Here is a 19,738-nt window from a genome sequence, read left to right as displayed (position 1 = left end):
CGATGGTGGATGGGGCCAGCGCGCCAACGCGCGATGGCATCAGGCAACCACGGGCCATCACATCGATGGCCGTGGCTGTTGCACCGGACACGAACGGGGCCGGGACGGTCGTGCCTCTCTCCTTGCACGACCGACGCGGGAGGGAGGGCGGCCCATGTCGCGTATCCGGTCTCTCTTGCCCCTGGATCAACGGACCCACGGTCCGCTCTACCACGGTGGGCCGGAGCCCACCCTGCGGCTCCCCAGCCGCAAAGATCGGAGGCGATGGCGGCGGGTGGGAGGGGGAAGCCCGCCGCCATCGCCGCCCGGTCAACTGGCGTAGTACAGCTGGTATTCCAGCGGGTGGGTCGCCGCGCGGAACTTGGTCACTTCCTGCATCTTCAGCGCGATGTAGCCGTCGATGAAGTCATCGCTCATCACGCCGCCGGCCTTCAGGAACTCACGGTCCTTGTCCAGCGCTTCCAGCGCCTGGTCCAGCGAGGAGCAGACCTGCGGAATCAGCTTCTCTTCTTCCGGCGGCAGGTCGTACAGGTCCTTGTCGCTCGGTGCGCCCGGGTCGATCTGGTTCTTGATGCCGTCCAGGCCGGCCATCATCAGCGCGGTGAAGGTCAGGTAGCCGGACTGGATCGGGTCGGGGAAGCGCATTTCGATGCGGCGTGCCTTCGGGTTGGAGACCCACGGAATGCGGCACGACGCCGAACGGTTGCGCGCCGAATAGGCCAGCATCACCGGTGCTTCGAAGCCCGGCACCAGGCGCTTGTAGCTGTTGGTGCCCGAGTTGGCGAAGGCATTGATGGCGCGGGCATGCTTGAAGATGCCGCCGATGTACCACAGCGCCAGCTGGCTCAGGCCGCCGTAACCGTCGCCGGAGAACAGGTTGGCGCCGCCCTTGGACAGCGACTGGTGCACGTGCATGCCGCTGCCGTTGTCGCCGACGATCGGCTTGGGCATGAAGGTGACGGTCTTGCCGTTGCGGTGCGCGACGTTCTTGATGACGTACTTCATGCGCAGCAGCTCATCGGCCTTCTGCACCAGGGTGCTGAACTTGGTGCCGATCTCGCACTGGCCGGCGGTGGCCACCTCGTGGTGCTGCACTTCCACTTCGATGCCGACCTGTTCCAGCGTCTTGCACATTTCCGCACGCAGGTCGTGCAGGGTGTCGGTCGGCGGCACCGGGAAGTAGCCGCCCTTCACGCCCGGGCGGTAGCCGCTGTTGGCGCCGTCGTACTTCGCGCCGCTGTTCCAGGCGGCTTCTTCCGAGTCGACCTTGAAGAAGGTGTTGCCCATTTCATTGGCGAAACGGACCGAGTCGAAGATGAAGAATTCCGGCTCCGGGCCGAAGAACGCCGATTCGGCGATGCCCGAGGACTTCAGGTAGGCCTCGGCGCGCTTGGCGATGCCGCGCGGGCAGCGGCCGTAGGCCTGCATGGTGGCCGGATCGAGGATGTCGCAGCTGATCACCAGAGTGGGATCGGCGTAGAACGGATCGACATAGGCGCTGGACGGATCCGGCAGCAGGACCATGTCCGATTCGTTGATGCCCTTCCAGCCGGCGATCGAGCTGCCATCGAACATCTTGCCTTCTTCGAACAGCGACGCTTCGACGATGCTGACCGGGAAGGTGACATGCTGTTCGACACCGCGCATGTCGACAAAGCGCAGATCGACGAACTCGATCTGGTTGTCCTTGATCAGCTTCTCAACGTTTTCCACGGACATCGGTACGACCTCGGATGGGAATGAATGCCTGCTGAGGTACAGCAATGACCGTGCCAACTTTTTGCGCCCTGCAAGTCCTTGATTTCACACAGCGTGCACTGCGTCAGTGCGGCACAGCCTGCACCAAAGGGGTGCGCAGGCACGCGGATGCACCCCTTTGGTGCGGCATGGATGGTCTATCCTCTCGACCTTCTTCCGCCGCACGCGCCCGCACTGTCCATGTCCGACCTGCTCTCCGCCCTGCTGCTGGGCATCCTCGAAGGCTTGACCGAATTCCTGCCGATCTCCAGTACCGGCCACCTGCTGATCGCCCAGCATTGGCTGGGCGCACGTTCGGATTTCTTCAACATCATCATCCAGGCCGGCGCGATCCTGGCCGTGGTGCTGGTGTTCCGCCAGCGCCTGTGGAGTCTGGCCACCGGCCTGGGGCAGCGCGAGAACCGCGACTACGTGTTCAAGCTGGGCGCGGCATTCCTGGTCACCGCCGTGGTCGGGCTGCCGGTGCGCCTGCTCGGCTGGGAACTTCCGGAAACGGTCAGCCCGATCGCCTGGGCGCTGATCATCGGCGGCATCTGGATGCTGCTGGTGGAGCTGTATACCGCGCGCCTGCCCGACCGCGACCAGGTCACCTGGACGGTGGCGATCGGTGTCGGTCTGGCACAGGTGGTGGCCGGCGTGTTCCCCGGCACCTCGCGCTCGGCGTCGGCCATCTTCCTGGCCATGCTGCTGGGCCTGAGCCGTCGCGCAGCCGCCGCCGAGTTCGTGTTCCTGGTCGGCATTCCCACCATGTTCGCCGCCAGCGCCTATGCGTTCCTCGAGCTGGCCAAGAAGGGACAACTGGCCAGCGAGAACTGGGCCGATGTCGGCGTGGCGTTCGTTGCCGCCGTCATCACCGGCTTCATCGTAGTGAAGTGGCTGCTGGGCTACATCAAATCGCACCGCTTCACCGCGTTCGCCCTGTACCGCATCGCGCTGGGTGCCGCACTGCTGCTGTGGTTGCCGTCCGGCACCTGAACAGCGGCGGGGAACGGCAACCCCGTTGCCGGCCCCGCCCCGTTTCCCCCTCGGTTCCCCAAGGAGAATCACCATGAACCGCAAGCTCACCCTGCTCCTCCCGCTGGCCCTGCTGGCCGCCTGCAGCCAGACCCCGGCCCCGGCCGGAACCGGCGGCGACGACGTGGCCCCGGCGGCGACCAAGGCGGCAGACCAGCAGACGCTGGCGCACCTGGACGCGCAGCGCCTGCAGAGCCAGCACTGGCGGCTGCAGAAGGCCACGGCCGCCGACGGCAAGCGCATCGACGCGCTGTTCGCCCGTGAAGACAAGCCGGTCACCCTGGACTTCGTCGATGGCCGCCTGTCGGTCAGCAATACCTGCAACCGCATGAGTGGCGGTTACACCCTGGCCGACGGAAAGCTGAGTGTCAGCGCGATGGCCTCGACGATGATGGCCTGCGCGGACAAGTCGCTGATGGCGCTGGACGAGGCCGTATCCAGCCGCCTGCAGGGCGAACTGAAGGCGGAGCAGGATGCCGCCGGCACGCTGACCCTGACCAGCGCACAGGGCGACACGCTGGTCTTCGCTCCGGAACCCACCGCTGAAACCCGCTATGGCGGCGCCGGCGAAACCGTGTTCCTGGAAGTGGCCGCCCGGACCGAGAAGTGCTCGCACCCGCTGATCCCGGACTACCAGTGCCTGCAGGTCCGCGAGGTGAAGTATGACGACAAGGGCCTCAAGCAGGGCGAGCCGGGCAAGTTCGAGAACTTCTACGGCAACATCGAGGGCTACACCCACGAAGACGGCGTGCGCAACGTCGTGCGGGTGAAGCGCTACGAGGTGAAGAACCCGCCGGCCGATGCGCCGTCGCAGGCGTATGTGCTGGACATGGTGGTCGAGTCGGCCGTCGAGAAGAAGTAAGCATGCAGAAGGGCGGCCGCAGGGCCGCCCTTCTTCATTGCCGCCGGGCGTACTGCCCGGCGCTGCAGAAACACGCTGCGCGGTCAGGCCAGCGCCGGATTCAACGTGTAGGTGCCGTGCAGCGCCGCCTCGGCCAGCACATGGCCATGCATGGCGCGATGGACATCCGCGGCGGTGAAGCGCTCCGGCAACGCCAGCGCAGCCACGTCCAGCGCGAACACACGGAAGAAGTAGCGGTGCAGCCGCTCGTCGTTGAACGGCGGGTACGGGCCGTCGTAGCCCAGGTAATCACCGGCCATGTCCGGATTGCCGGCGAACCAGCCGGTGAAGTCGTTCAGGCCCTGCCGGCTGCCGGCCGGACCGGCCGGTGCGGCCTTGCCCTTGACCACGAAGCCATCGCTGCAGCTGCCCGCGGCGATCTCGTGCACGCTGGCAGGGATGTCGGCCATCACCCAGTGCACGAAGTCGCAGCGCGGCTGGTCGCGTGGCACCGTCATATCGCTGCGGCCGACGGTGTCCGGCACGGTCGGCACATCCGGGTCCACGCAGATCAGCACGAACGAGCGGGTGCCCTCGGGCACATCGCTCCAGGCCAGGTGGGGATTGCGGTCGGGCGCGAAACCGGCGGTGTCGCCGGCGGCGAGTTCGCGGTCGATCGGTGCGCCGTTGGTCAGGCTGTGGCTGCTCAGTTTCATCGGACGGTCCTCACTCTTCCGGGTAGCCCAGGCGCACCGCGATCGGTGTCAGCTGGGCGAAAGCGGCGCTCATCACGTCGCGGTAGTGGCGCCAGTGGCCCGGCGGGAAGCGCGGCACGCCAAGCTGGGCTGCCACGGGCATGGGGCGCTCGAACAGGCGTCCCAGCAGCTCGGCCATCGCCTGTGCATCATTGCCGATGTGGTCGATCCGCAGCAGCACATGCGGGTACAGATCTTCCTCGTTGAGGGTCGCAACCTGGGCCAGCGCACGCGCCAGCCATTCGCCGGCCTCGGCCAGCGAGGTCATCGCCAGCGGCGCGGCAGCGCCATAGGCCACCCAGTCCAGCAGCATGTCGCGCGGATCACGCAGCACGATCAGCAGGCGGCCCTGCGGCAGCTGCGGGCGCAGGGCCCACAGCAGCGCGTTGTCCCACCACAGCAGCCAGTCGATGATCGTGTCGCCCTGCACGCCGCGCGCCGGCAGCTGCTCGCGCCAACGCTGCACCAGCCGCTCCGGCGTCAGCACGCCGGACGCCAGGTCCTGCAACGTGTGGTAGTTCTGGAACGCGTCATCCGGCGGGTTGCTGGTGTAGCGATCACTGCGCAGCACCGGGCTGGCAGCGGCCAGGCCGGTCGCCACGCGCTCCACGCCCGAACCCGGTGCGCCCCACAGGAAGATCGGCGCCGACGTGTTGGATTCGTCGACACTGCCCTTGTCCGGCCAGCTCGGCGGTGCCTTCGCCTGCGGCGGCAGCGGCAGGCGCTGCGGCGCCTGGTCGGCCTGCAGCGCCAGCCAGGTTGCCAGGGCGGCATCCGGTTGCCCGGCGCGATCCTGGATCTCGCCCAGCCAGGTGCGCAGGTCAGCGCGATGGCCCTCCGCGGCCTGTTCGATCAGCGCCTGCACGCGGGCGACGGCAGCAGCGGGGTCGCGCTGCAGCAGGCCCTCGACAAGGCGGGACTCGGCGCTGACACGGCCCGGCTCGAGGCTGACGATGCGTTCTGCGATGCCTTCAGCCTGTGCGTGCTCACCCGCCATGTCGTGCAGCCGCAGACGCGCCTCCAGGGCGGGCACATGGCCAGGCATCGCTTCGATCCAGCGCTCGACCACGGCAACCGCCGCATCGCTGCCCACCTCTTCCACCGACAGGCGTGCCAGCCACAGGTCATGCAGCTGCGGGTTGTTTTCCAGCGCCGCATCCAGGCGTGCGCGTGCTTCTTCCTCGCGGCCCAGCCGCTGCCACGACATCAGCAGCAGCTGCAGCATCTGCCGGTCTGCCGGCTGCGATTCCAGCAGCGGCAGCAGGTGTTCCAGCGCCTGCAAGGGCTGCCCGCTGCGCAGCGCCAGCTCACCGGCCAGGCGCCGCAGCGATGCGTGGTCCATGCCTGGCTGCTGCAGCGCCACCTGCATGGCCTCGGCGGCGGCCTCGAGATTGCCCTGCCGCAACGCCAGCTGCACGACCAGCCCGTGCAGGGACGACAGCGACGGGTTGAGCTCCAGCACGCGGCGGAAGGCCTGCTCGGCGAATGCCAGCATGTCCTTGCCCAGATAGGCAAAGCCCAGTGCATACAGCACGCGCGGATCATTCGGCTGGGCCTGGTTGGCCTGCGACAGCAGCGCCAGCGCGCGATCAGGATCGTCACGGCGCAGGGCGATCATGCCGTCGATGTGCAGCAGATCGGGGTGATCCGGTTCGACGCGCGCGGCCAGGGTCGACAGGCGCTGGGCTTCGTCGAAGTCATTGCGGCCGATCGCCAGGTGCGCCTGCATAAGGTAGGCGGAAAATGCGTTCGGATTGAGATCGGTGGTACGCAGCAGCGCCTCGTCGGCGCCCTGGTATTCGCGCAGCGCCAACAGCAGGCCGGCATGCTGCAGATGCAGCTGGGCATCGTCGGGGGCCAGCCGCAGCGCCTGCTGCAGGGCGTCCATCGCGTCGCCGGGCTTGCCCTGCTGCTGCAGCGCAAGCGCCAGCCAGCGGTGGGCTGCGGCCAGGCCGGGTTCGTCACGGGTCCACGCCTGGGCCAGCTGCACGGCCTGGCCGGCCTCGTTCTGGCGCAACGCTTGGATGATCTGGTCTTGCATGGCGGTCCGGTTCAAGGGCAAACCCGCATTGTAGCGGCCTGCGCGCCGGTCCCGGTTCAGGCCTGCAGAACCCGCCGCAGGCGCTGCGCCACCCAGCGCTCGGAGAAGCCGTCACCACGCCAGTTTTCCAGGAAACCGCAGTGACCGCCCCAGCACGCCGTTTCCAGATGCGCCTGGCGTGGCAGCTGCCAGTCGCGGAATGTGGAATACGGGATCACCGGATCATCCTGTGCCATCAGGATGTCGGCCGGCACCTGCAGCCCGGACAGGCGATCACCGGCAATCGAGTAGCCGTCGAAATACGCCTGCAGCGAACCGAAGGTGGTATGGCGCTCGACCAGCCATGTGGTCAGCGCGCGGATGTCCAGCTTCAGCACGCGATCGTCGCAGTCACTCAACTCGGGGAACAGGTCGCGCTTGCGGCGCAGCGAGACGGTCCACTTGCGGCGGAAATACCAGTCGTACATCGCCGGGCCGTTCTCGATGCTCTCCATGGTCAACGCCGGGTCCAGCACCGGGCACACCGAGGCCACCCGCAGCAGCGGCACGCCGGCTGCCGGCGCACGCAGGGCCAGGCGCAGCACGAAGTTGCCTCCCAGCGAGTAGCCAGCGGCGACCAGCGGCAGGTGCGGCCAGCGCTGGGCGACGTCGCCCGCGGCATGCACCACTTCGTCGATCAGGTTGGAATGGAAGATGCCGGGGTTGAGGTGATGGGTGTTGCCATGGTCACGGAAGTTCAGCCGCACCACGTCGAAGCCCTGCTCGAGCATGCGCGCGGCGGCCATGCGCATGTAGCTGGACTCGGCGCTGCCTTCCCAGCCATGCAGCAGCAGTGCGATGCCACGCGGCTCGCGCCCCTCGACGTGGCTGTGCCAGCCCTGCAGGCGCACGCCCTCGCCACCATCGAGGATCATTTCCTCGCTGACTGCGCCGGTGGCGGCCAGCAGCAGCAGGCCGCGCTGCAGGCGCATGCGGCTGGAACTGAGCATCGACTGCAGGTGGGGATTGCGCAGCCAGCGCGGCGGCTGGTAATCGGCCGCAGTCAGCATCGACGCGGATGCGTCGACAGGCGGTGGCGGGACCAGGGCCACCACGGCCTCACTCCCCGCTCATGGCCGCCACGATGCGCGCGCGCGAGGTTTCCGCGATGCGCCGACGGCCTTCCAGGTCCTGGGCACCGATCGGTGCCAGGAAGTGCACTTCCGCACGTCGCGCCGGCTCACCGAGCAGGCGCAGGAAATTGGCGAAGAAACTCTCGCCCGGGCCGAAGGCCACGATCGTCTGCGCGTCGCCCTTCGTTCCGTACACCAGCGCCACCGGCTGCACCGGCACACCGGTCTCGACTGCCGCCTGGAAGATCCGGGCGTGGAACGGGCCCACTTCGTGGCCCCCGCGGGTGCGCCCCTCCGGGAACACGCCCACGGCCTTGCCTTCACGCAGGCGATCGGCCATCACCTGCATCACCCCACCGAGCGACTCGGTGTTGCCACGCTGGTGGAAGATGGTCTGGCCGCGCGCGGCCAGCCAGCCGACCACCGGCCAGCCGGCGATCTCGCGCTTGGCGACGAAGCCCATCATGCGCTGGCTGTGCAGGATGCTGATGTCGACCCAGCTGACGTGGTTGGCGACGAACAGCACCGCGCCGGGCAGCGGCTGGCCGAAGCGCACCAGGCGGAAACCGAAGATCCACATCAGGCCGCCCTGCCACGCGTTCACCACTTTGGCACCGAGACGGTCCTGGCCCACGCGCAGGTTCGCCCACGGCGCGAGCATGCCCAGCAGGGTGAGCGGCAGGAACACGAGGATGTGGACCAACAGCAGCGGTACGCGGTACAGGTAACGGCACACACGCGCCACGCCGCCGCGGGGGGCCGGAGTGGGGGAAGTCATCCGCGCACGATACCGGAGGGCTGCCATCGCTGCCAGCTGGTTCAGGCCATAAATCCGCTTGATCGGGGCAATCGGCGGGGAACGCTGGGTTCCGCCGCTGTCGCGGGCCTGGCCAGGGGCTCAGCCGTGGCCGGCAGCCACCACGGCCAGGGTCAGCCGCGAGATGCACACCAGCCGGCCCTGCTCGTCCTCGATGCGGATCTCCCACAGCTGCGTGCTGCGACCCACGTGCAGCGCGCGTGCGGTACCGGTGACGGTGCCCGAACGCACCGCGCGCACGTGGTTGGCATTGATTTCCAGGCCCACGCAGATCTGCTTGCCGGCCTCCACGCACAGATTGCCCGCGCTGCTGCCCAGGGTCTCGGCCAGCACCACCGATGCGCCGCCGTGCAGGATGCCGTAGGGCTGGCGGGTGCGCTCGTCCACCGGCATGGTGGCCTGCAGCCAGTCTTCACCGGCAGCGCTGAAGACGATGCCCAGCGACGCGATGGCCGTGTTGCGGCTGAGCGCGTTGAGCTGCTCGAGGGATACGGCTTCGCGGAACACCTGGGTCATGCGGGCACCTTCAGAGGATGGGGACGAGGCCGGCGCCGAATGCGGTCAGCATGCGTACCAGCAACCACTTCGGTCCGACGTTGACTTCGGGGAAGTCACCCACGGCGACGTAGCACTGGTGGAAGTCCGGGCTCTGCCGGGGCAGCGGCTGCGGGCAGTCCGGACCCGGCTTGAACTCGTAGTCGGTGGCGTAGCGCCACGGCCAGAAATCGAGGATCGGCAGCGCCTCAGAGGCCTTGCCGACGCTGTAGTTGAGCCCGGACAGCACCGGCGGCTTGGCGCGTGGCGCGACCGTCCAGGAGTTCTGCGGGTGGATGTCGCGCAGGATGCTCTGCGCCAGCTGCTCGGCGAACACCGGATCGTCGATGATCACCGCTCCTTCGGTGTTGTAGTTCTCGCTGCGCGGATCGAAGTTGTGGGTGCCGACCACGCCGATGCGGCGGTCGACGACCAGCGACTTCGCGTGCAACCCCATGCGCGCACCCTTGCGGGTCACAGGCAGCGGCTTGTTGACCGCCTTGCTGCCCAGGAACGAGGGCCGCGTCTCGGTGCGCAGCAGACGCGTTTCCACTTCACTGCCGGCGGCGCGGCGGCGCGCCCGCGCATTCTCGTAGGCGCTGCCGGTGCGGGGGCGGAAAACCGCCGGCGCTTCGTCGGCGCCACTCGTGGTGGCGGTGGCGTCGGTGGCGGTGGACGTGCCGCCGCTGCGGGCATTGCTGCCGGCAGCGCTGCCGCCGATCAGCGGATTGCGTCCGCCACTGTCCTGGCCCGGCGGCGCCTCGATCGGGTCCGGCAGCAGGTTGCGGTAGTCGACCGGCGCATCGAGCGGGAACGGCTTGTATTCGAAGATGTTGAAGCCCAGCTCACGCATGTTGCGCCGCTTGTACTTGTACGACAGCGCGTAGACGATCGGGTTGTCGGTGGCCGCCAGGCTGTTGGTGGACACCAGCACGCGCGGCGGCTGCGGACGCTTGCGCAGATCGCGGAACAATGTCTGCGCGGGTTTGGACAGCACCAGGTACGGCGTCTGCAGGATCACTTCGTGCTGCGCGCTGGCGATCAGTGCGTCGAGCTGTGGCTCGGTGACGTGCTGGCTGGCCAGCGGCGCATCGACCTTTTCGCGCCGATGCTTTCGCGGCAGGTCGGCGACGTAGCGCACCGACGCCACCGGCAACGCGGTGTCGACGAAGGAGCGGGTGACGAAGTCCATGTCGTTGGCCTCCGCGCTGACCCGCTGCACCCGCTCGGGACGGCGGAAGGTGGCGGGCGGCAGGGCCGGCACGCCCTCGCGCAGCAGCGTGCGTCCGACGTCGTTCAGGCGTTCGGCCGGCACGCTGCGGCGGGCGCGCCAGAACGCATCGAAGTTGGCCGCCATCTCGCGCACTTCCGGGCCGGCGATCAATACGTCGCGATCGCGGAAGTTGTACTCGCGGTCCCAGTCGTAATAGTCGTCCTGGTAGTTGCGGCCGCCAACCACGCCGATTGCGTCATCAATCACCAGCAGCTTGTTGTGCATGCGCTGGTTGAAGCGGCGGAAACAGCACAGCACGCTGCCGGCATAGTCGAAGTAGTTCAGCCGCGCCTTGCCGAAGGTGGGGTTGTACACCCGCAGCTGGAAGTTCTCGTGGGCGCCGGACAGGGCGCCGAGAATCTGCAGGTCGGAGATGGCCGAGAGCTGGTCGATCAGCAGCCGCACCTTCACTCCCCGCTTCGAGGCGGCGAGCAGTTCATCGATGACCAGCCGGGCACTGTCGTCCTTGTCGAAGATATAGGTCTGCAGATCGATGCTGCGGGTGGCACTGCGCAACAGGTTCAGGCGCGCGACCAGTGCGCCCTCCCCCTCGTCCAGCAGGGTGGCGTAATGACGGGGACGGGTTTCGGTGGACTCGCTGAATGCGCGGCCGGCGAGCGCACGCAGCGGCGACTCCTGCGCGCAGCGGTCGGCACGCTGGCAGTCGACCTCGGTGGAACGCGCCTGCACGGCAATCGCTTCGGCACGGTCGCGCTCGGCGTGCGACAGCGACGCACAGCCACTGCCAAGCAACACCGTTGCCAGCGCCAGCACCCGCAGCAGCAGATTCACGGTTTCGGCGCCTCGCTCAGGCGCGCTCGCAATACGAAGGTCACTCGGTCACTCAAGGCAAGCTGCCAGCTGTCCATGCCATACCGGCCTCGTTGCACGGTACCGCGGCTGACGACGTCGCAATCATAGCCGGGTCGGGCGCACTGCGCCTTCTCGACCCGCAGCGATTCAGGATGGCTGACCCCGCGCAGGGTCAGACGGCCTTCGATGTCGCCGCCTTCGGCCACCGTGTCGGGCCAGTAGGGCAGCGAATCGAACTCCACCATGGGGTGCCGCCCGGCGTCGAAGAACTCCTCGCCCCGCATCCAGCCGGTGTAGCGGGCCTTGCCGGGAATCTCCACCGAACGGGTGAACATCTTCAGGTGCACCTGGTGGCGGCCGTCGGAGAGCACCTCGATGCGCCCCTCGAACTGCGGGAACACCCCCTCGATGCGCTGCCCGAAGCGGGTGCGTACTTCGAAGCCGATGCGCGAATGCTGGCTGTCGAGCAGCAGCACGCGGGGGCCATCGGCGCGCACCGGAGGCAACGTGGTTGGCTGGGGCACGCCCGCCCAGGCCGGGGCGAGTGCCAGCAGCAGGGGCAACAGGCAGCGGCCGGGCCACCGCAGGCTCATCGGCTCACGGCCACCAGAAGGCGTTCAGGCTGGCCACGCCCGGCTCGATCGCCGCTTCGCGCGGGAAGCCGAGCACCGCGATGCCGGCCGGCGGCATGCCGCGGTAATCGCTGCTGCTGCCTTCAGTCATCAGGGCCACCAGCCGTTCCAGGCCGGGGTTGTGGCCCACGACCAGCACGCGGTCGAGATCGCGGCGTTCATCCACCAGTGCCGCCAGGGTGCCCGGGGTGGCTTCGTAGATGCGGTCTTCCAGGCGCTTTTCGACATAGCCGATGGCCGCCATCACCGCTTCCAGGGTTTCGCGGGTCCGCCGCGCAGGCGAGCACAGCACGCAATCCGGCAGCAGCTTGTTCTCCTTCAGCCAGCGGCCGGCGGCTTCGGCTTCGGCAAGCCCGACCGGCGACAGGGGCCGGTCGAGGTCGGCCTGGCCCGGGGTGGCCGGTTCGGCGTGGGCATGGCGCAGCAGGATCAGTTCACGCATCGCGGATATCCATGGAATCGGGGAGTGGAGCAAGGGCCCAGGCGTGAACGGTCACAGCTTCAGCCAGGACAGCAGAGGTTCCCAGTCGGCCTGGTGCTCGCGCACCTGGGCGGAGCGATAGTCGAACAGGCTGCGGCCCAGGCCGGTCATGACCACGTAGCTCTGGCTGTCGCGCAGCTGTGCGACCACCGGGTACGGCCATTCGGCCAGCATCTGCAGCGCCTGCTGCGAGGTCTGGGTCCAGGGCTTGGTGCGGTTGAGCACCAGCCCCACCGGCAGCTTGCGGCTGTGCACGCGCGGCACCTGGGCCAGGCTGTTGAGGAAGCCGACGATGGCTTCGATGTCCAGCGCCGAGGGCAGCACCGGCACCACCACCGCATCGGCGGCATCAAGGAAATGGGGGATATCGTCGGCCAACGCGCCGGCAGGCGCATCGATGATGACGGTCTCGGTGCCATCGGGCAGCTTCTGGGCCCATTGCTTCTTCCGGTACACGTCGATCGGCAGCACCGCGCTTTCCAGGCCGGCGCGGCGCTGTGCCCAGCGGGTGCTGGAGCCCTGCGGGTCGGCATCGGCGATCACCGTGGCCTTGCCCTGCAATGCCGCGTACGCGGCCAGGTGGGTGGCGACGGTGGTCTTGCCCACCCCGCCCTTGGAACCGGCCACCAGGATCGTCTTCATGCCAGCCTCGCTTCCGGGTACGTGCCCCGAGCGTACACCGGCGATGGTGACGGGAGGTAGAGCCGCGCTGAACCTGTCGGCATCGGCTTTGCTATGGTGACGCCCCCGAAGGATCGAACCCGCATGAGCGAACTGCAGGACCTGAGCGCGCTGATCCGCGCCAACACCCCCCTGATCGTGGTGGAGACCCAGGACGAGGGCCGCATCGTCGAGTTGTTCCGGCAGACACTGATGCATGTATGGCGGGCCCTGCACCGCTGGTCGATCACCGAGGGCCTGCGCCGCATCGATCTGGACAGCGAGGATGCGCCGGTCGGACCGCCCGATGCCAGCGCGGCGCTGCAGATGATCCGCCAGGCCGACCAGCGCGGGGTGTACCTGCTGCTCGATTTCCATCCCTATCTGGGCTATGCCAGCCACCAGCGCGCGTTGCGCGACCTGATCCAGCGCCGCCACAGCGAACCCCATGTGCTGGTGCTGATCGGCGCCAAGGTCGAGCTGCCGGCCGAGCTGGAAGCTCTGGCGGTGCGCTTCAACCCGCGCCTGCCCGACGCCAATGCGCTGCTGAAGATGCTGCGCGAAGAGGCCGATGCCTATGCACGCGAGCACGGTGGCCGCCGCGTGGAGGTCGACAGCGAGGCGGTGAAGAAGATCCTGAAGAACCTGCAGGGCCTGAGCCTGGTCGACGCCCGGCGCATCGCCCGGCAGCTCATCTACGCCGACGGTGCGCTGCGCGACGACGACCTGCCGCAGCTGGCGCGGCTGAAGTTCGAGCTGCTCAACCGCAGCGGCCACCTGTTCTTCGAGCATGACAGCGCGCGCTTCGGCGACGTGGCCGGCGCCAACCGGCTCAAGCGCTGGATCAACCAGCGCCGTGTCGCGTTCATCGCCGGCTCGGCACCGGCAGGGCTGGATCCACCGCGCGGCATGCTGTTGCTGGGCGTGCAGGGCTGCGGCAAGTCGATGCTGGCCAAGGCCACCGCCGCCGGGTTCGGCGTACCGCTGCTGCGCCTGGACGTGGGCGCGCTGTACAACAAGTACCACGGCGAGACCGAGTCCAACCTGCGCCAGGCCCTGGCCTCGGCCGAGCAGCTGGCGCCCTGCGTGCTGTGGATGGACGAGATCGAGAAGGGCCTGGCCAGTGGTGGCGACGACGGTGGGGTATCGCGCCGCGTGCTTGGCTACCTGCTGACCTGGATGGCCGAACGCAAGGCGCCGGTGTTCATCGTCGCTACCGCCAACCAGGTGCATGAGCTGCCCGCGGAGCTGCTGCGCAAGGGACGCTTCGACGAGATCTTCTTCGTCGACCTGCCCTCGCCCGAGGTGCGGGTGGAACTGCTGCGCCTGCACCTGGGGCGACGCCAGCTCACTGCAGACGACTTCGCGCTGCCGGCGCTTGCCGCAGCGTCCAACGGGTTCTCCGGTGCGGAGATCGAGCAGGCCATCGTGGCCGGGCTGTATGCGGCCCATGCCGAGAACAGGCCGCTGGATACCGAAACGCTGATGGGCGAGATCCGAGCGACACGGCCCTTGTCGGTGCTGATGGCCGAGCAGGTGGCGGCGTTGCGCGAGTGGGCGTCCGGTCGCACGGTGTCTGCGGACGACTGAGCGGTCTGCCACCCGCGCCGCAGGCTGTTGCCCTCTGCAGGTGCCGGGTGCACCCCGGCACCACGCCTGCCCTCAGGGCCAGGCCGGCGGCGCGGCAGCCCAGGCCTGCTGTACTTCGGCCAGCGACGCGCGCTCGTCCTCGCGCCACTGCGGCAGCAGCTGCGCGTAGCGGCTGCTGTCGCTCCACTGCGACGGTTCGGTGCGCACGGCAGCGGCGTACCACTGCACGGCCTGCTCCTTCTGCCCCAGGCGCCACAGTGCCAACGCGTAGCTTGGCGGCAACCAGCTCGGCTTGCTGAGCGTACTGCCGGCGGCGGCCTGCCACTGCTCCAGCGCGGCCTCCGGCTGCCCCTGCCGCAGCAGGTCCCAACCATAGTTCCAGCGTACGCCGCGACCGACGCTGCTCTGCACCGGGGCATCCTTCAATGCTTCGCGGTACAGCTGCTCGCCAAGTTCGGTACGGCCCTGCGCGATCGCCACCGAGGCCAGCTGCACGGTCGCTTCCACCACGCGCCGGCCACGCTCGCGCTGCTTGAGCAGCTGCGCCACCAGAGCATCGCCCTGCGACTGCTGCACGACCACCATCGGCGCAGCCGCGGCATCGTTGTCGAAATAGAACTCCTGTGGCGCCGGCAATACCGGCGCCGCCCACGCGGAGGCCGCCCCCGAGACCAGCAGGATGCCGGTCAGGATCTTTACTGCCACTGACATTCCTTCTTCCCCCGGGCTGCGACCGCAGCCCCTCTCTCTCCTCCCGATCCTAACCGCAGCATGGCCGCCGGCGCGAGTGCCGGGGCCTGCGCGGCCTCACTGCTACAATTCGCGCCTTCCCCGTCGCGTGCCTGCACGCGGCCGGTGCCAGCCGATCCTGACCGGGCCAGCCATGACCAGTACCGCGCAACTCACCTCGCCCTCTTCCGCCGACCTGATCGACCGTGATTACACGCTCGATCACAAGTACACCCGCAACGAGGGACGGATCTACCTGAGCGGGGTGCAGGCGCTGGTGCGGCTGCCGCTGATGCAGCGGCTGCGGGATGCCGCCGAAGGCATCGACAGCGCGGGGTTCATCAGCGGCTATCGCGGCAGCCCCCTGGGCGGCTTCGATCTGGAGCTGTGGCGCGCCCGCACGCACCTGGAGGCCGCGCGGGTGAAGTTCACCCCCGGCCTGAACGAGGACCTGGGCGCCACCATGGTCTGGGGCACCCAGCAGACCAACCTGTTCCCCGGCGCCAACGTGCAGGGCGTGTTCGGCATGTGGTACGGCAAGGGCCCGGGCGTGGACCGCTGCGGCGACGTCTTCAAGCACGCCAATGCGGCAGGCACGTCCCGTCATGGCGGCGTGCTGGCGCTGGCGGCCGATGACCATGCCTGCCGCAGTTCCACCCTGCCGCACGGCAGCGAGGACGAATTCGTCAGCGCGATGATGCCGGTGCTGAATCCGGCGGGCGTGCAGGACATTCTCGACATGGGCCTGCTCGGCTGGGCGATGAGCCGGTATACCGGGCGCTGGGTCGGCTTCAAGACCATCGCCGAGACGGTGGAATCGTCGGCATCGGTCGACGTGGATCCGCTGGCGCGTCGCATCGTGCTGCCGGACGACTTCCCGATGCCGGCCGGCGGCCTCAACATCCGTTGGCCGGACCCGCCGCTGGACCAGGAGATGCGCCTGCACCGCTATGCCGTGAAGGCCGCGCAGGCCTTCGCCCGCGCCAACGGCATCGACCGGGTGGTGATGGACGCGCCGCGTGCACGGCTGGGCATCGTCACCACCGGCAAGAGCTACCTGGATGTGCTGCAGGCACTGGAGTACCTGGGCCTGGACGAGGCCGCCTGCGCCGACATCGGCATCCGCGTCTACAAGGTCGGCATGACCTGGCCGCTGGAGCCGGAAGGCATCGCCCGCTTCGCGCAGGGCCTGGACGACATCATCGTGGTGGAGGAGAAGCGCGCCTTCATCGAGCGGCAGATGAAGGAGCAGTTCTTCAACTGGCCGGCCAGCTGGGGCCCGCGCCCGTCCATCGTCGGCAAGTACGACGAAGCCGGTGAATGGATCCTGCCGTCCACCGGCGAGCTGACCCCGGCCACCATCGCCGGCGTGATCGGCCGGCGCATCCAGCGGTTCTTCAACAACGAGTCGATCGAACAGCGCCTGCAGTGGATGCAGCAGAAGGAGGCCGAGCTCGCGTTGCCGCGCGCCAGCTTCCCGCGCGTACCGCACTACTGCTCGGGCTGCCCGCACAACACCTCCACCACGGTGCCGGACGGTTCACGTGCGTTGGCCGGCATCGGTTGCCATTACATGGTGACCTGGATGGACCGCAGCACCGACACGTTCACCCACATGGGTGGCGAAGGCGTGACCTGGGCAGGGCAGGCGCCGTTCACCGATACCCCACACGTGTTCCAGAATCTGGGCGACGGCACCTATTTCCACAGCGGCTCGCTGGCGATCCGCCAGGCGATCGCGGCCGGCGTCAACATCACCTACAAGATCCTCTACAACGATGCGGTGGCGATGACCGGTGGCCAGCCGGTGGATGGCCCGCTCAGCGTGCCGGATATCGCCCGGCAGATGCGCGCCGAAGGCATCCACACCATCGTGGTGCTGTCCGACGACATCGCCAAGTGGACACGCCAGCGCGAGCATTTCCCCAGTGACGTCGAGTTCCACGACCGCAGCGCGCTGGACGAGGTGCAGAAGCGCCTGCGCGAGGTGAAGGGGGTCTCGATCCTGATCTACGAACAGACCTGCGCCACCGAGAAGCGGCGGCGCCGCAAGCGCGGCAAGCTGGAAGATCCGGCCAAGCGCGTGATGATCAACTCGCTGGTCTGCGAGGGCTGCGGCGACTGTGGCAAGAAGAGCTTCTGCGTCTCGGTGCTGCCGAAGGAAACCGAGTTCGGACGCAAGCGCGAGATCGACCAGTCCAACTGCAACAAGGACTACTCGTGCGTGAATGGCTTCTGCCCGAGTTTCGTCACGGTGCACGGCGGGAAGCCGCGAAAGGGCAGCCGGCGCGATGCATCGTCCCTGCTGGACAACCTGCCGGCGCCGACGGTGCGCGGCAGCCTGGAGCAGCCCTGGAACATCCTCATCACCGGCGTGGGCGGTACCGGCGTGGTCACCATCGGCGCGTTGCTGGGCATGGCCGGCCACCTGGAGGGCAAGGGCGCCACGGTGCTCGACCAGACCGGCCTGGCGCAGAAGGGCGGCGCGGTGACCACCCACATCCGCATCGCACGCCGGCCGGAGGACATCCACGCCGTGCGCATCGCCGCCGGTGAGGCCGACCTCGTACTGGGCTGCGACATGGTGGTGGTCAACGATTACTGGGCACTGTCGAAGGTGCGCGCAGGCCGCTCGCAGGTCGTGCTCAACACCTACGAAGCGATGCCGGGCACGTTCACCACCCGTCCCGACATGCAGTTCCCGGCGGCCGACATCATCGCCGGCGTGCGCGTGGCGCTGGGCGGCGATGAGCCGCTGCTGCTCGATGCCACCCAGCTGGCCACGGCGCTGCTGGGCGATGCGATCGCCGCGAACCTGTTCATCCTCGGCTACGCCTGGCAGCAGGGCCTGGTGCCGCTGTCGTTCGAATCGCTGATGCGTGCCATCGAGCTCAACGGCGCGGCGGTGGCGATGAACCAGCAGGCCTTCGCCTGGGGCCGGCTGGCGGCGATCGATCCGCAGGCCGTGCAGGAGGCCGCCGGCCTGGTGCGCAACCGCCATACCGATACCGAATCCACGCCCGGCCCGCTGCATCCCCTGCCACCGGGCGAGTGGGAAGGCAACGAGTGGGGTGCCACCGCTGCGCCACGCAACACTGGCGACGAACGCGAACTGCGTGGCCTGCCCTCGCATGGCGGCGAGGTTGCCTTCCTGCCGCTGGACGACGCGCGCCTGTCGCGCTCGCTGGATGAAATGATCGAACGCCGCGCCGCGTTCCTGGTCGACTACCAGGACGCCGCCTACGCCGATCGCTACCGCAGCGTGGTCGAACGCGTGCGCGCCGCCGAACGCGAGCGCATCGGCGGCTCGACCGCGCTGACCGAGACCGTGGCCCGCTATCTGTTCAAGCTGATGGCCTACAAGGACGAATACGAAGTCGCCCGCCTGTACACCAGCGGCGATTTCCAGCGCCGGCTGCAGCAGCAGTTCGAAGGTGACTACCAGCTGCGCTTCCATCTGGCACCGCCGCTGTTCGCGAAGAAGGATGAACAGGGCCGGCTGCAGAAAAAGGAGTACGGCCCGTGGATGTTCAAGGCGTTCGGCCTGCTGGCGAAGCTGAAGTTCCTGCGGGGCGGTGCCTTCGATGTGTTCGGCCGCACTGCCGAGCGCCGCATGGAGCGCAAGCTGATCGGCGACTACGAAGCCACCGTGCAGCTGCTGCTGGACGGGCTGGATGACGGTCGCCTGGCGTTGGCCGTGGAGATCGCCAGCATCCCCGAGCACATCCGCGGCTTCGGCCACGTCAAGGAAGCGCATGTGGAGAGCGCCAAGGCGCGGGAAGCTGCGCTGCTGGCGCAGTGGCGCAACCCGAAGGCGCTGCATATCGTGCAGGTGGCGTAAGCCGGAGCAGCGCCGGCCACTGTGAGCTGTGGCGGTTGCCTAGCCCAACCGCCACACCAACAGGCGGTTGTTGGCCGGCATCGCCACATCGCGCAGGCGGGTGAAGCCGCTTTCCGCGGCCAGCGCCTGCACGGCCTCCGCGTCGCGGATGCCGCTGCGCGGATCCCGCGCCTTCAGCCAGGCATCGAACTGCGCATTGCTGTCACTGGTGTAGCGGCCGCCATAGTTGAAGGGGCCATACACCGCCAGCAGTGCGCCGTGTCGCAGCACCGACGGCAACGCAGCAAACAGCGCCTGCACGTGCTCCCAGCTCATGATGTGCAGCGTATTGGCACTGAATGCGGCGTCGAACAGGCTGCCCACCGGCAGCGACAGCCCTGCTGCCGGTGCCAGTTCCACCTGCAGCGCCACCGGCGGCAGCAGGTTCAGCAGTGCCGCCTCGGCGCGCCACGCCTCGATACCCGGCAGATGGTCCGGGTGATCACTGGGCTGCCAGCGCAGCCAGGGCCAGCGTTCGGCGAAGAACACGGCGTGCTGGCCGGTGCCGCTGCCGATCTCCAGTACCCGGTGGCGGTCGCCCATCCACGGATCGAGCGCGGCAGCGATCGGTTCGCGGTTGCGTTCGCAGGCTTCTGAATACGGCTTGCTCGACATCGGGATGGCATCCGGACGGGGTCGGGCCATTGTGCACGAGGGAGGGTGTCCGGCAGGGCTGCGCCCTGCACCCACCGAAGCAACATCAACGTCAAACGCGGCATTCCGTGGGAGGGCGGGGCACTGTGGGTTTGCGGGGGCGCCGTAAACCCATCCATGGGGGCTTGGTCGCCGCATCCATGCGGCTCACACC

At 68.3% G+C, this 19,738-nt stretch carries 16 protein-coding genes; 4 read left to right on the top strand and 12 right to left on the bottom strand.

Annotated elements, in window-relative coordinates:
- Window positions 1-309 precede the first annotated feature (309 nt).
- The gene (glnA, locus tag N7367_RS06735; protein ID WP_053520266.1) at window positions 310-1,719 is read right to left on the bottom strand and encodes a type I glutamate--ammonia ligase; all 1,410 of its coding nucleotides are present in this window, start codon (window positions 1,717-1,719) and stop codon (window positions 310-312) included.
- A 219-nt stretch (window positions 1,720-1,938) separates the two neighbouring features.
- Here glnA and N7367_RS06730 point away from each other — a divergent pair, with 219 nt between their 5' ends.
- Together N7367_RS06730 and N7367_RS06725 are read left to right on the top strand one after the other, a co-directional pair.
- A complete protein-coding gene (locus N7367_RS06730; RefSeq protein ID WP_053520271.1) occupies window positions 1,939-2,733 on the top strand; it encodes an undecaprenyl-diphosphate phosphatase in 795 nt (264 codons plus the stop codon).
- Window positions 2,734-2,806: 73 nt separating this feature from the next.
- Window positions 2,807-3,634 carry an META and DUF4377 domain-containing protein gene (locus N7367_RS06725; RefSeq protein WP_053520265.1) on the top strand — a complete coding sequence of 276 codons (828 nt, stop codon included), beginning with the start codon at window positions 2,807-2,809 and terminating at the stop codon, window positions 3,632-3,634.
- 83 nt (window positions 3,635-3,717) lie between these two features.
- Here the strand turns inward: N7367_RS06725 and N7367_RS06720 are convergent, their stop codons facing one another.
- The 9 genes from N7367_RS06720 to N7367_RS06680 all read right to left on the bottom strand — a co-directional run bounded on the left by N7367_RS06720 (window position 3,718) and on the right by N7367_RS06680 (window position 12,713).
- Complete coding sequence (locus N7367_RS06720; protein ID WP_279942030.1) at window positions 3,718-4,329, bottom strand: YbhB/YbcL family Raf kinase inhibitor-like protein; 612 nt, start codon at window positions 4,327-4,329, stop codon at window positions 3,718-3,720.
- Window positions 4,330-4,339: 10 nt separating this feature from the next.
- On the bottom strand, window positions 4,340-6,409 hold the full coding sequence (locus N7367_RS06715; protein WP_180876356.1) for a tetratricopeptide repeat protein: 2,070 nt from the start codon (window positions 6,407-6,409) through the stop codon (window positions 4,340-4,342).
- A 56-nt stretch (window positions 6,410-6,465) separates the two neighbouring features.
- Entirely contained in the window at window positions 6,466-7,500 is a 1,035-nt protein-coding gene (locus N7367_RS06710) for an alpha/beta fold hydrolase (protein WP_279942052.1), read from the bottom strand.
- 7 nt (window positions 7,501-7,507) lie between these two features.
- The gene (locus N7367_RS06705) at window positions 7,508-8,299 is read right to left on the bottom strand and encodes a lysophospholipid acyltransferase family protein (protein WP_053519975.1); all 792 of its coding nucleotides are present in this window, start codon (window positions 8,297-8,299) and stop codon (window positions 7,508-7,510) included.
- Window positions 8,300-8,419: 120 nt separating this feature from the next.
- Window positions 8,420-8,854, bottom strand: a complete 435-nt coding sequence (locus N7367_RS06700; protein ID WP_053519976.1) for a hotdog fold thioesterase — start codon at window positions 8,852-8,854, stop codon at window positions 8,420-8,422.
- 10 nt (window positions 8,855-8,864) lie between these two features.
- Window positions 8,865-10,937, bottom strand: coding sequence for a phospholipase D family protein (locus N7367_RS06695; protein WP_065174132.1), 2,073 nt, complete (start codon window positions 10,935-10,937; stop codon window positions 8,865-8,867).
- Window positions 10,934-11,551 (bottom strand): YceI family protein, encoded by a 618-nt coding sequence (locus tag N7367_RS06690; protein WP_164152954.1) that lies wholly within the window; start codon window positions 11,549-11,551, stop codon window positions 10,934-10,936. The genes N7367_RS06695 and N7367_RS06690 overlap by 4 nt, the downstream gene beginning before the upstream one ends.
- A 4-nt stretch (window positions 11,552-11,555) precedes the next feature.
- Window positions 11,556-12,032 carry a histidine phosphatase family protein gene (locus N7367_RS06685; protein WP_065174130.1) on the bottom strand — a complete coding sequence of 159 codons (477 nt, stop codon included), beginning with the start codon at window positions 12,030-12,032 and terminating at the stop codon, window positions 11,556-11,558.
- A 51-nt stretch (window positions 12,033-12,083) separates the two neighbouring features.
- On the bottom strand, window positions 12,084-12,713 hold the full coding sequence (locus tag N7367_RS06680) for a ParA family protein (protein ID WP_053519980.1): 630 nt from the start codon (window positions 12,711-12,713) through the stop codon (window positions 12,084-12,086).
- 123 nt (window positions 12,714-12,836) lie between these two features.
- Between N7367_RS06680 and N7367_RS06675 the strand changes: the two genes are divergently transcribed.
- Window positions 12,837-14,321 (top strand): AAA family ATPase, encoded by a 1,485-nt coding sequence (locus N7367_RS06675; protein ID WP_065182079.1) that lies wholly within the window; start codon window positions 12,837-12,839, stop codon window positions 14,319-14,321.
- Window positions 14,322-14,393: 72 nt separating this feature from the next.
- On the opposite strand, the gene N7367_RS06670 is transcribed toward N7367_RS06675, so the two are convergent.
- On the bottom strand, window positions 14,394-15,032 hold the full coding sequence (locus tag N7367_RS06670; RefSeq protein WP_065182080.1) for a tetratricopeptide repeat protein: 639 nt from the start codon (window positions 15,030-15,032) through the stop codon (window positions 14,394-14,396).
- 172 nt (window positions 15,033-15,204) lie between these two features.
- Here N7367_RS06670 and N7367_RS06665 point away from each other — a divergent pair, with 172 nt between their 5' ends.
- A complete protein-coding gene (locus tag N7367_RS06665) occupies window positions 15,205-18,891 on the top strand; it encodes an indolepyruvate ferredoxin oxidoreductase family protein (protein WP_053519983.1) in 3,687 nt (1,228 codons plus the stop codon).
- A gap of 39 nt (window positions 18,892-18,930) precedes the next feature.
- On the opposite strand, the gene N7367_RS06660 is transcribed toward N7367_RS06665, so the two are convergent.
- Window positions 18,931-19,545, bottom strand: coding sequence for a DUF938 domain-containing protein (locus N7367_RS06660; RefSeq protein WP_279942029.1), 615 nt, complete (start codon window positions 19,543-19,545; stop codon window positions 18,931-18,933).
- Window positions 19,546-19,738: the final 193 nt, after the last annotated feature.

The sequence above is a fragment of the Stenotrophomonas sp. GD04145 genome (assembly GCF_029835135.1).
GTDB lineage: Bacteria > Pseudomonadota > Gammaproteobacteria > Xanthomonadales > Xanthomonadaceae > Stenotrophomonas > Stenotrophomonas maltophilia_P.
Note: the sequence above shows the minus strand (reverse complement) of the source record. Positions and strands in the feature narration are given on the sequence as shown.

Excerpts from the sequence above, each read along its gene's own strand:
- glnA (WP_053520266.1), bottom strand. The coding sequence starts at position 1,719 with ATGTCCGTGGAAAACGTTGAGAAGCTGATCAAGGACAACCAGATCGAG.
- N7367_RS06730 (WP_053520271.1), top strand. The coding sequence starts at position 1,939 with ATGTCCGACCTGCTCTCCGCCCTGCTGCTGGGCATCCTCGAAGGCTTG.
- N7367_RS06725 (WP_053520265.1), top strand. The coding sequence starts at position 2,807 with ATGAACCGCAAGCTCACCCTGCTCCTCCCGCTGGCCCTGCTGGCCGCC.
- N7367_RS06720 (WP_279942030.1), bottom strand. The coding sequence starts at position 4,329 with ATGAAACTGAGCAGCCACAGCCTGACCAACGGCGCACCGATCGACCGC.
- N7367_RS06715 (WP_180876356.1), bottom strand. The coding sequence starts at position 6,409 with ATGCAAGACCAGATCATCCAAGCGTTGCGCCAGAACGAGGCCGGCCAG.
- N7367_RS06705 (WP_053519975.1), bottom strand. The coding sequence starts at position 8,299 with ATGACTTCCCCCACTCCGGCCCCCCGCGGCGGCGTGGCGCGTGTGTGC.
- N7367_RS06700 (WP_053519976.1), bottom strand. The coding sequence starts at position 8,854 with ATGACCCAGGTGTTCCGCGAAGCCGTATCCCTCGAGCAGCTCAACGCG.
- N7367_RS06690 (WP_164152954.1), bottom strand. The coding sequence starts at position 11,551 with ATGAGCCTGCGGTGGCCCGGCCGCTGCCTGTTGCCCCTGCTGCTGGCA.
- N7367_RS06685 (WP_065174130.1), bottom strand. The coding sequence starts at position 12,032 with ATGCGTGAACTGATCCTGCTGCGCCATGCCCACGCCGAACCGGCCACC.
- N7367_RS06680 (WP_053519980.1), bottom strand. The coding sequence starts at position 12,713 with ATGAAGACGATCCTGGTGGCCGGTTCCAAGGGCGGGGTGGGCAAGACC.
- N7367_RS06675 (WP_065182079.1), top strand. The coding sequence starts at position 12,837 with ATGAGCGAACTGCAGGACCTGAGCGCGCTGATCCGCGCCAACACCCCC.
- N7367_RS06670 (WP_065182080.1), bottom strand. The coding sequence starts at position 15,032 with ATGTCAGTGGCAGTAAAGATCCTGACCGGCATCCTGCTGGTCTCGGGG.
- N7367_RS06665 (WP_053519983.1), top strand. The coding sequence starts at position 15,205 with ATGACCAGTACCGCGCAACTCACCTCGCCCTCTTCCGCCGACCTGATC.
- N7367_RS06660 (WP_279942029.1), bottom strand. The coding sequence starts at position 19,545 with ATGTCGAGCAAGCCGTATTCAGAAGCCTGCGAACGCAACCGCGAACCG.